This window comes from Micrococcus sp. KRD026 (genome assembly GCF_017168445.1).
GTDB classification, from domain to species: Bacteria; Actinomycetota; Actinomycetes; order Actinomycetales; family Micrococcaceae; genus Micrococcus; species Micrococcus luteus.
This window is the reverse complement of record NZ_JABFBA010000052.1, coordinates 1-9,440: the sequence shown is the minus strand read 5'-3', so window position 1 is coordinate 9,440 and position 9,440 is coordinate 1. Positions and strand designations below refer to the sequence as shown.

Genomic DNA, 9,440 nt, shown 5'->3' with positions numbered 1-9,440 from the left:
TTCCCTGCTGTTGCCCGTGTTGAGGGTGGTGGTGTGGGGTTAGGGTTACGGCGGTCATAGCGTGGGGGAAACGCCCGGTTCCATTCCGAACCCGGAAGCTAAGGCCCACAGCGCCGATGGTACTGCAGCCGGGAGGTTGTGGGAGAGTAGGTCGCCGCCGGACATTCTTTGAGGGAGGGCCTCGCACCGTTGCGTGCGAGGCCCTTCCCGCATTCCCGGGAGGATTCTCCGGGCGGCCCCGTGCGATCTGCACGGGGCTTTCTGCGTTCCCGGGTGCCTCCCCCTCGGCGCTCAGAGCTCCTCGCCGGCACGCAGCCGTGCCGTGAGCGCGCGGGTGAGTCGGCGGCGCAGCCGGCCGTGCTCCGTGCTCTGCTCCCGAAGGCGCGCGTGCACGGCGTCGGCATGGGCGGGCTTCTCCGAGTCGGGGATCGCGAGGAAGTCGCGCAGCAGCGGCTCCAAGCGCCCGGTGAGGGCGAGCACGAGCTCCTGGGTCTCCACGGGTCGTGTGCGCTGCAGGCGAGTCCAGGCCGGCCCGTACTCGGCGGCGTGCTCGACCATCTCCCACGCGAGGGCCCAGCTGTCCGGGCGCAGTCGGTGCCGCTCCGCGCGCAACAGCCGTCGCAGGGCGGCCACGGCCTCCTCGAGCTCGGCAGCGGCCGGGGCTCCGTCGTCGTCGGGGGAGGGGCTCGCGGAGGAACGCAGGAACGGCCACCAGCTCATGCCGGCCTCTCTCGGATTCGTTGGGTGCGCAGAGGTCTCACGCGTGCGATTCTGCCCCGGATCTCGGTTTGGCGGCACCCGGTGTGGCTGGTATAGTCGCTCTCTGTTGGATTCAGGTCTGAGACCTCCAACGGGGTGTGGCGCAGCTTGGTAGCGCGCGTCGTTCGGGACGACGAGGCCGCAGGTTCAAATCCTGTCACCCCGACCAGAAAGAGCCCCCGCCGGATCGGCGGGGGCTCTTCTCGTCTCCGGGTGCTCACCGGGTGCGGGGCGTCAGTCCTGGCGGGACTCCAGGAACTGGAGATGCTCGGCGCGGGCCGGGTCCACTTCGCCGGCCACGTCGTCGTGTTCGTCCACCCAGTCCTTCACGTACGGGCACACGGGGACGATCCGGCGGCCCGCGGCCACGGTGTCCTTCAGCGCCTCGCGCACGAGGATCGAGGCCAGGCCCCGGCCCTCGTACTCGTGGTCGACCTTGGTGTGCGGGAAGATCCGCTGGGCCGGGCCGTCGGCGGTGTCGTCGTCGATCGCCACCGTGAAGCCGGCCACCGTGCCCGCGTCATCGACGACGATCTCGTACCTCTCCGCGTTCTTGCGGACCTGCGGGTGCTCCAGGCTGGGGGTCTGCTCGGTCATGGTCGGTCCTCTCGTTCCTGGGTGGATCCCGCCGCCGGGCCGGCGGCGGGGAAGGGGTCAGCCGTCCCGGCGCCGCACGGGGTGATGGGACAGGATCGAGATGCGGTTCGTCAGGTTCATCACGATCGCGACCCACTGCACGGCCGCGTACTGGGCGTCCGTGAGCACAGCGGCCGTGGAGGCCTGCACGTAGTTCAGCTGCTCCTGCTCGGGGAGGTCCGTGACCGCCTCGGCGAGCTCGAGCGCGGCGCGCTCCTGCTCGGAGTACACGGCCCCGGCCTCACGCCACGCCGGCAGCAGCCCCAGGCGCTGCACGCTCAGACCGGCGTCGGCGCCCTGGCGGGTGTGCCGGTCCAGGCAGAACACGCAGCCGTTGAGCTGGGAGACCCGGAGGTTCACGAGCTCCACGAGCTGCCGGTCCAGCCCGGCCTGCTCGGCGGCGGCGCGCGCGGCCGAGGCCAGCGGCCCGACCGCGTGCCACGCCTCGGGCACGGCCTTGTCGAGGAAGAACGCGAGGGGGTCCTGACGGGGTGCGGGGGTGTCAGCGGCGGTCATGGTCCTTCAATGTCTCGCAGAACGGGGCGGTGGGCCAGGGACCGGGTGCCCGGCCCGGACGAGCTTCCGGCTCAGATCCGGCCCCGGCCGGCTCAGAATCGGCCGGAGGAGCCCGCCCCGGAGAACGAGCCGCCCGAGGATCCGTAGCCGGTCCCGGAGGAGCTGGACTGCGCCTGGCGGTGGTCCTGGACGGACCGCTCGCCGGCCTGGTGGCCCGTGGTGAAGGCCACCACCGTCCAGTAGGCATCCGCCGGCAGCGCGGAGTCCAGGATCGAGCCGCGCGCGGACCGGGCCGGGCCACGGTGCGAGCGCAGCTCGTCGCGCAGCAGCTCGCGCTCGGCCTCGTCCTCGCCGAACGCCGCCACCTCGGCGTCGGCGAGGGCGGAGACGAGCCCGGTCAGGCGACGCCGCAGGGCGTCCAGCTCATCCAGCGCCGCGGCCGGGGTCAGGCGCTCGTCCTGGAGGTCCGCGCCCAGCGCCTCGAGTCGGTCCTGGGCCTCGGTGCGGAAGGACTCCAGCGCGGCGACGGCGGATCGGACGGGCCCGGCGGAGCCGACGGAGGAGGCCAGCGCGCCGACGGCGTCCAGGTCGGCCCGCAGCGGGGCGGTCTGCTGGTCCCACGCCGCCGGCCACCCCGGGTGGCGGTTGAGGAAGGTGTTCGCCGCGGCCACGGCGTCGTCGAGGCGGTCGAGCTCACGGGCGCGGTCCCGGACGTCCTCCGCGGCCCGGGCGTGCTCCGTGCGATGCAGGCTGCGCTCCGGCAGGGCCTCGAGGCGGTCCAGCTCCGCCGACGCGTCGAGCGCCTGGCGCCGGAAGCCGCGGAAGCGCTCCATCAGCGCGGCCGCGTGGGGCGAGTCCTCGGGCACCGTGGACGCGTTCACCTCGGTGGCGTCCATCTCCAGGGTGACGGAGGTCAGGTGGGTGCGGGCCTCGGCCAGCAGGTCGGCCGTCCGGCGGCGGCGACGCCGTCGGCTCGCGAGCGCCGCGGCCGCGGCGCCGCCGCCCGCCACACCGACGATCCCCGCGCCGAACCACAGTTCGGGAGCCTGCCACCAGGGGCGCCCGATCAGCTCGGCGGCGGCGTCCGTCACCTCCACGACCGTGTCCGTCCACCGGGCCGCACGGGCCGCCTCGTGTCCGGCCTCGCGCACCTCCCGCAGCCGGTCCGTGCTGAGCATCCGGTCCTCGCCCACGTACACCCCGATCAACCGGTTGTCCGGGTCGAGCGCCACGATCACGAGGCCGTCGGCCCATTTCTGGCCGTCCGCGCTGAGCCAGTCCGGGTGCTCCGCGCGAGCCCGCTCGAGCACCCGCCCGTTGAACGCCTGAGACGCGCGGTCGTCGTCCAGTGCGGACAGGTCCGGGCCGCGCTCGGTGACCACGGCGACGCGGGTCGGCTCCCGGAACTCGATCCCCGCCAGGTCACGGCGCAGCTGGGCGAGGTCGATCACGCCCGCGTCATCCACGAGCTCCACCTGGTCCCAGGCCACGGCGTGGGCCTGCGGCGCGGCGGCGCCCGTGACCCCCGCCGTGACCGGCAGGGCGACGACGGTGGCGGACGCCGCCGGTCCGGTGAGGGCGGCGGCGGACAGGGCGACCGCGGTGAGCGTGCGGCGGGCGGTGCGGTGCGTCGGACGGGTCACGGGGGCCTCCTGGGAGGGTCGGCGGTCCCGCCCAGCGTAGGCACCGCGGCCGGTGGCGCGCCTCAGCCGGTGGGCGCGTCGGCGAGCAGCGCGGCGAGCCGGCCGGCGTCGTGCGCGGTGCCGAATCCCGCCGCCCCCGGCTCGAGGACGCCGGCCCGGTCGAGGCCCGTGTAGGGGACCGCGTCGAAGCCCATCGCGGTGACGAGGGCGACCACCGTGTCGCGCGCGGCAGCGACCGCGGCCGGGTCGGGTGCCGTGTCGGCCGGCTCGGTGCCGACCGCGAGGGCACGGCGCGGGGCCGTGGCGCGCCCGGCGTCTCCGAGGTCGTGATGCGAGATCTCCGAGAACGCGCGCACGACGGGCACGCGCACCCCCGCAGCGGCCCAGCGTGCGGCGATCCGGGCGGTGCCGGGCGACCCGTCGCCGTCGAGCCAGTCCGGGACGGGCTCGTCGCCCCACGTGTTCGTCAGGTCCACCACGGCGCGCGTGGCCGGCCCGGCGAGGGCGAGCGGGTCGACGTCGTCGAGCGCCTCGCGCGGCACGGCCACGACGACGAGCTCCGCCTCCGCCGCCAGGTCCTCGGCCGACACGGCGACGGCCTCGGGCGCGTAGATCGTCAGGTGGCGCTGGACCGCCGCGGGGCGCCGCGTGCCCGCGACCATCACCCGCGGGGCGGCCGTGCCCGGGGAGAGGCGGGGGATGCGCGCGATCGCCCGTGCCAGCGCGGTGCCTGCCCGCCCCGCACCGAGGATGCCGACGACGCGGGGCAGGGCGTCCGCCGGTGCCGCCTCAGACGAGCTCATTGCGCTGGCGTCCCAGCCCGGTGATCTCCACTTCGACGACGTCGTCGGGACGCAGCCACGGACGGCGGCCCTCGGCGTCCCGGCGGGCCAGGGCGACCCCCGCGGGCGTGCCGGTCAGGATCAGGTCGCCCGGGTTCAGGGTGATCAGCTGCGAGGCGTAGGAGACCAGCTCGGCGGGGGAGAAGACGACGTCGGCGACCCGGTCCTCCTGACGCAGCTCGCCGTTGACGTGCGTGAGGACGCGCGCGTCCGCCGGGAACTCGTCCGGGGTGACCAGCCACGGACCCACGGGCGTCGAGGCCTCCCACACCTTGCCCTGCAGCCACTCGGAGGTGCGGCCCTGGAAGCCGCGCATGGAGATGTCGTTGGCCACCGCGTAGCCCGCGATGTGCTCCGGGGCGTCCGCCACGGCGATGCGTCGGCCCGGCTCCCCGACCACGATGCACAGCTCGCCCTCGTAGTCGACCCGGTGGTCCTCCTCGGGGACCTCGATCGGGTCCAGCGCGCCCGTGAGCGACTGCGGGAACTTCGCGAACAGGGTCGGATGCTCCGGGCGCTCCAGGCCCGTCTCGTCGATGTGGTTCGTGTAGTTCAGGCCCACGCAGAACACCTTGGTGGGGAAGGGGACGAGCGTGTCGTAGACGAGGCCGGAGGTGTCCAGCAGGAGGGACCGGTCGGCCTGCGCCGCGCGGAGGGCACCCTCCACCATCTCCCGCTGCTCCTCCGGCGTGGCGGTGAGGTACTCGCCGACGTCGCGACAGTCCGGCAGGGCGACGGCGCGCACGGCGACCTCGGGGTCCTCGGGGTGCACGGAGGTGATGACCGCGGCGAACGTGGCGCCGGGGTAAGCGGCGTCGGAGTCGGGCTGGCGGAACGTGGCGAGCTTCATGGACCCATCCCATCACAGGGCGGCGAGTCCGGACCCGGGGTGGGCGGACGTGAGACGGTGAGGCCATGAGCACAGCCCCCACGCATCCGCCGCTCGACCTCGACCCGACCCCGGCCACCCCGATCGTGCTCGGGACCATGGCCTGGGGGTCCGTTCCCCCGCCGCCCCCGGACGCCGATCCGGGGGCGGGGCCGGAGGGGCCCGCGGGCGCAGCGCAGGCCGAGGCGGCCGTGGAGCGTGCCCGCCGCGCCCTGCGCGCCGGGATCGAGGCCGGCGTCGACCTGCTGGACACCGCGGACATCTACGGGGCCGGCCGCTCCGAGGAGACCGTCGGCCGGCTGCTGCGCGAGCTGCCCTACGAGGAGCGCTCCGCCCTGAAGGTGCAGACCAAGTGCGGGATCCTCCTGCACGAGACGGACCCGGCCGGGCGGCGCCTGACCCGCTACGACTCCTCGCCCGAGCATGTGCGCGCCTCGCTGGAGGGCTCGCTGTCCCGCCTCGGCGAGCAGCGCGTGGACACCCTGATCATCCACCGGCCCGACGTCCTCACGCCCGTGGCCGACACCGTGCGCGCCTTCCTCGACGCGCGGGAGGCGGGCCTGGTCGGCAAGCTGGGCGTCTCCAACCTCGGCGTGGGCCGCGTCCTCGAGTTCCAGCGCGAGCTCGAGAGCCAAGCGGCGGACGGGACCGGGCTGGCGTGCGTCCAGGTCGAGCTCGGCCTGCACCACCGCACCCTCGTGGAGGCGGTCGTGCTCGCCAACCACCCGGACGCCCCCGCGGACGCCGACGCCGGGCGCCTCGGCCCGGTGTGCGCCGCCGAGGGGATCGAGCTGCAGGCCTGGGGTCCGCTGGGGCAGGGCCGGTTCAGCTCCGGCGACGACGGCGCGGCCGGCGTCGTCGGCGAGGTCGCGGCGGAGCTGGGCGTCAGCCGGGAGGCCGTGGTGCTCGCCTGGCTGCTGCGCCTGCCGTGGGGCGTGCGGCCCGTGATCGGCACCCAGGACCCGGAGCGCGTCGCCGCATGCGCCGAGGCGGCCGCCGCGGCCGAGGCGATGGACTCCGCGCAGTGGCACCGCCTGTGGACCGCGGCGCGGGGCCGGCCGCTGCCCTGAGCGACCCGCAGACGTGAGGTCTGTCACACTGGGGGCATGACCTTCGAGCCCGTCAACCTCTTCACCCCCTGGCTCGCCTACTGGGCGGCCGCCCTCGCGCTCGTCGTCGGCGGCATCCTGCTGGCCGCCGGGATCTGGCGTGAGCGCCGGCACCGGCGGCACGCTGACGAGCACGGACGCAACACCGAGGTGGACGTCCTGGACAACACCCGGCTGCAGCGCCGGGTGGGGGCCGTGGTGCTGGCGGTCGCGGCCGTACTGGCCGGCGTGGGTGTGTGGACGCACCTGGCGGGGCTGGACACGCTGCGCCAGAACCTGACGGCCAAGTACGGCTACACCTCGATCGAGCGCATCCGCCAGTCCGGCACGGGGTTCATCATCGACCTCACCCAGCCGGACGGAACCGTCCTGCGGGACGAGATGGTCGTGGTCGACCCCTCGGGCGAGCCCTTCGTCGGCGAGGACATCTTCCACAACCCGCCGGAGAAGTACGAGGACCTGCCGCTGCGTCCGGCCCCGTGACCGCGCCCGCCGCCGTCCGTCGGGCCTGATGCCGCGTCGGGGGCCTCTGTTAGCGTCGCCGCGTGAGCACCTCGACCGTCCGTTCCGCCCCCGCGTCCACCTACCGGCTCCAGGTCAGCCCGGATCTGCCGCTGGAGTCCGTGGCCGGGCTCGTGCCCTATCTGCGGCGCCTGGGCGTGGACTGGCTCTACCTTTCGCCGCTGCTCGAGGCCGAGCCCGGCTCCGACCACGGGTACGACGTCGTGGACCCCACCCGGCTGGACGCCGCCCGCGGCGGGGCCGAGGGACTGGACATGGTCGCGCGCGCCGCGCACGAGGCGGGCATGGGCGTGCTCGTGGACATCGTGCCGAACCACGTGGGCGTGGCCACGCCCCAGGCCAATCCGGCGTGGTGGGACGTGCTCACCCACGGTCCCGAGGCGGCGCATGCGGCGTGGTTCGACGTGGACTGGGCGGCCGGCGGCGGCTCCCTGCTCATCCCCGTGCTGGGAGACGGCCCTGACGGGGACGCGGACGCGGAGCTGGACCGTCTCGTCGTCGACGCCGAGGGCGGCCGTCTGCGCTACTGGGACAACGTCTACCCCCTCGCCCCCGGATCGCTCGAGGCCGCCGAGGCGGAGACCGGGCTGCGCGCCGCGGAGGTCTTCGCGGCGGCGGACCCGGCGAAGGAGCTGACCGCGGAGCAGGCCCGCCTGGCCCGCGCCGTGCACGACCGCCAGCACTACCGGCTGGTCGGCTGGCGCCGCGGCGACGCCGAGCTGAACTACCGCCGCTTCTTCACCGTCACCACGCTCGCGGGCGTCCGGGTGGAGGAGCCCGAGGTCTTCGACGTCGTCCATGCCGAACCCGCCCGCTGGGTCCGCGAAGGGCTCGTGGACGGGCTGCGCGTGGACCACCCGGACGGCCTGGCGGACCCGGCCGGCTACGCGCGGCGCCTGCGCTCCCACGTCCTGCCGGAGGGCTACCTCGTGGTGGAGAAGATCCTCGAGCCCGGTGAGGCGCTGCCCGCGGACTGGCCCGTGGACGGGACCACCGGCTACGACGCGCTCGGCGAGGTCGAACGCGTCTTCATGCATCCCGAGGCCGCGGGCGATGCGGCCGAGGACGCGCGCCGTCGTCGGGAGTGGGGCGAGGCCGTGGTGCGGGCCAAGCACGACGTGGCCACCGGCTCCCTCGCGGCCGAGACCGCCCGGCTGGTCCGGGAGGTCCGCGCCGTGCACGCCCTCGGCGCCCACCCGGACGAGGACGTGGCCGCCGCGTTCGCCGCCGTGCTCGCCCGCCTGCCCGTGTACCGCACCTACCTGCCCGTGGGCCTGGCCGTGCTCGAGGGCGCGCTGGCGGACGCGGCCGCGGCGGAGCCGGGCCTCGCCGACGTGCTCGGTGACCTGCGGCCCGAGCTGACCGACCCGGACTCGCCCGTGGCCCGCCGGTTCCAGCAGACCTCCGGCATGGTGATGGCCAAGGGCGTCGAGGACCGGTCCTTCTACCGGTACACGCGGTGGGCCAATCTGAACGAGGTCGGCGGAGACCCCTCCCACGTCGCCCTGTCCCTGGCCGACTTCCATGCCGCCCAGCAGGCGCGCCAGGCCGCCTGGCCGACGGCCATGACCACCCTGAGCACCCACGACACCAAGCGCGGTGAGGACGTGCGCGCCCGCATCGCCGTGCTCGCCGAGGAGCCCGACCGCTGGGCCGCCGAGCTCGCGGAGCTGAGGCGCCTCCACCCGCTCGGCCACCCCGACGCGGAGCGGCTGCTCTGGGAGTCCATCGTGGGCGTCTGGCCCACGGACGGCACCGCGCCGGAGGAGGAGCGGATCCTCGGCTTCTTGCAGAAGGCCTCCCGCGAGGCGGCCCTGGCCACCACCTGGACGGACCAGGACCCCGAGTTCGAGGCCCGGCTCGCCGCGCTCGCCGCCGCCGTCACCTCCCCCGAGGGGCCTGCGCGGGGCGTGCTGCAGGCCGTCGCGGACCGCATCGCCGAGCCCGGCCTCGTGGTCCAGCTCGGCCACAAGCTCGTCCAGCTCGCCGCCCCCGGCGTCCCCGACGTCTACCAGGGCACGGAGGTGCCCTTCCCCACCCTCGTGGACCCGGACAACCGCCGCCCCGTGGACTTCGCGGCCCGGGCCGACCTGCTGGACCGCCTCGACGCCGGCCACACGCCCGGCCTCGACGACCCCGCCGCCGCCAAGCTGGCCGTCGTGGCCGGCGTGCTGCGCGCCCGCCGCGACCGGCCCGAGCTGTTCACCGGCCACCGCCCGCTCGACGTCTCCGGCCCCGCCGCCGAACACGCGATCGCGTTCGACCGGGGCGGGGCGCTCGCCGTGGCCACGCGCTGGCCCGTCCGCCTCGCGGCCGCGGGTGGCTGGGGCGAGACCGTCGTGACCGTGCCGGCTGGGCGGTGGGAGGACGCCGTCACCGGCCACCCCGTCCACCCGGACGCGCGCGGCGCCGTGCGCCTCGACGAACTGCTCAGCACCCTGCCCGTCGCGCTGCTCGTCCCGGCGCACGCCCCGTCCGACCGCCGAGAGAGGACCGCCCCGTGACCTGTCTCTTATACACATCT

The 9,440-nt window shown here is 75.2% G+C and carries 9 protein-coding genes, 1 tRNA gene and 1 rRNA gene; 5 read left to right on the top strand and 6 right to left on the bottom strand.

All coding sequences use genetic code 11. From position 1 onward, the window contains the following. Positions 1–46: 46 nt before the first annotated feature. A 5S ribosomal RNA gene (rrf, locus tag J1M40_RS11930) occupies positions 47–163 on the top strand. 128 nt (positions 164–291) lie between these two features. Here rrf and J1M40_RS11925 read toward each other — a convergent pair. Next, positions 292–720 carry a hypothetical protein gene (locus J1M40_RS11925; protein WP_206450827.1) on the bottom strand — a complete coding sequence of 143 codons (429 nt, stop codon included), beginning with the start codon at positions 718–720 and terminating at the stop codon, positions 292–294. A 131-nt stretch (positions 721–851) separates the two neighbouring features. On the opposite strand from J1M40_RS11925, the gene J1M40_RS11920 reads away from it, so the two are divergent. Next, a tRNA-Pro gene (locus tag J1M40_RS11920) sits at positions 852–928 on the top strand. A 65-nt stretch (positions 929–993) separates the two neighbouring features. Here J1M40_RS11920 and J1M40_RS11915 read toward each other — a convergent pair. The 5 genes from J1M40_RS11915 to J1M40_RS11895 all read right to left on the bottom strand — a co-directional run bounded on the left by J1M40_RS11915 (position 994) and on the right by J1M40_RS11895 (position 5,246). Further along, positions 994–1,356, bottom strand: coding sequence for a GNAT family N-acetyltransferase (locus tag J1M40_RS11915; protein WP_206450826.1), 363 nt, complete (start codon positions 1,354–1,356; stop codon positions 994–996). Positions 1,357–1,413: 57 nt separating this feature from the next. Continuing rightward, positions 1,414–1,911 carry a carboxymuconolactone decarboxylase family protein gene (locus J1M40_RS11910; protein WP_206450825.1) on the bottom strand — a complete coding sequence of 166 codons (498 nt, stop codon included), beginning with the start codon at positions 1,909–1,911 and terminating at the stop codon, positions 1,414–1,416. Positions 1,912–2,003: 92 nt separating this feature from the next. After that, positions 2,004–3,554, bottom strand: a complete 1,551-nt coding sequence (locus J1M40_RS11905) for a DUF5129 domain-containing protein (RefSeq protein WP_119217530.1) — start codon at positions 3,552–3,554, stop codon at positions 2,004–2,006. 62 nt (positions 3,555–3,616) lie between these two features. Further along, on the bottom strand, positions 3,617–4,357 hold the full coding sequence (locus J1M40_RS11900; protein WP_206450824.1) for an NAD(P)-binding domain-containing protein: 741 nt from the start codon (positions 4,355–4,357) through the stop codon (positions 3,617–3,619). Next, entirely contained in the window at positions 4,344–5,246 is a 903-nt protein-coding gene (locus J1M40_RS11895; protein ID WP_206450823.1) for a fumarylacetoacetate hydrolase family protein, read from the bottom strand. Before J1M40_RS11895 ends, J1M40_RS11900 begins: the two co-directional genes overlap by 14 nt. Positions 5,247–5,311: 65 nt before the next feature. Between J1M40_RS11895 and J1M40_RS11890 the strand changes: the two genes are divergently transcribed. The 3 genes from J1M40_RS11890 to treY all read left to right on the top strand — a co-directional run bounded on the left by J1M40_RS11890 (position 5,312) and on the right by treY (position 9,420). After that, complete coding sequence (locus tag J1M40_RS11890) at positions 5,312–6,355, top strand: aldo/keto reductase (protein ID WP_206450822.1); 1,044 nt, start codon at positions 5,312–5,314, stop codon at positions 6,353–6,355. A 36-nt stretch (positions 6,356–6,391) separates the two neighbouring features. Continuing rightward, on the top strand, positions 6,392–6,877 hold the full coding sequence (locus tag J1M40_RS11885) for a hypothetical protein (protein ID WP_115165393.1): 486 nt from the start codon (positions 6,392–6,394) through the stop codon (positions 6,875–6,877). 62 nt (positions 6,878–6,939) lie between these two features. Continuing rightward, positions 6,940–9,420 (top strand): malto-oligosyltrehalose synthase, encoded by a 2,481-nt coding sequence (gene treY / locus J1M40_RS11880; RefSeq protein WP_206450821.1) that lies wholly within the window; start codon positions 6,940–6,942, stop codon positions 9,418–9,420. The last annotated feature ends 20 nt before the right edge of the window (positions 9,421–9,440 follow it).

Coding starts and splice junctions, on each gene's coding strand:
- J1M40_RS11910 (WP_206450825.1), bottom strand. CDS start 1,911: ATGACCGCCGCTGACACCCCCGCACCCCGTCAGGACCCCCTCGCGTTC.
- J1M40_RS11900 (WP_206450824.1), bottom strand. CDS start 4,357: ATGAGCTCGTCTGAGGCGGCACCGGCGGACGCCCTGCCCCGCGTCGTC.
- J1M40_RS11890 (WP_206450822.1), top strand. CDS start 5,312: ATGAGCACAGCCCCCACGCATCCGCCGCTCGACCTCGACCCGACCCCG.
- J1M40_RS11885 (WP_115165393.1), top strand. CDS start 6,392: ATGACCTTCGAGCCCGTCAACCTCTTCACCCCCTGGCTCGCCTACTGG.
- J1M40_RS11925 (WP_206450827.1), bottom strand. CDS start 720: ATGAGCTGGTGGCCGTTCCTGCGTTCCTCCGCGAGCCCCTCCCCCGAC.
- J1M40_RS11915 (WP_206450826.1), bottom strand. CDS start 1,356: ATGACCGAGCAGACCCCCAGCCTGGAGCACCCGCAGGTCCGCAAGAAC.
- J1M40_RS11895 (WP_206450823.1), bottom strand. CDS start 5,246: ATGAAGCTCGCCACGTTCCGCCAGCCCGACTCCGACGCCGCTTACCCC.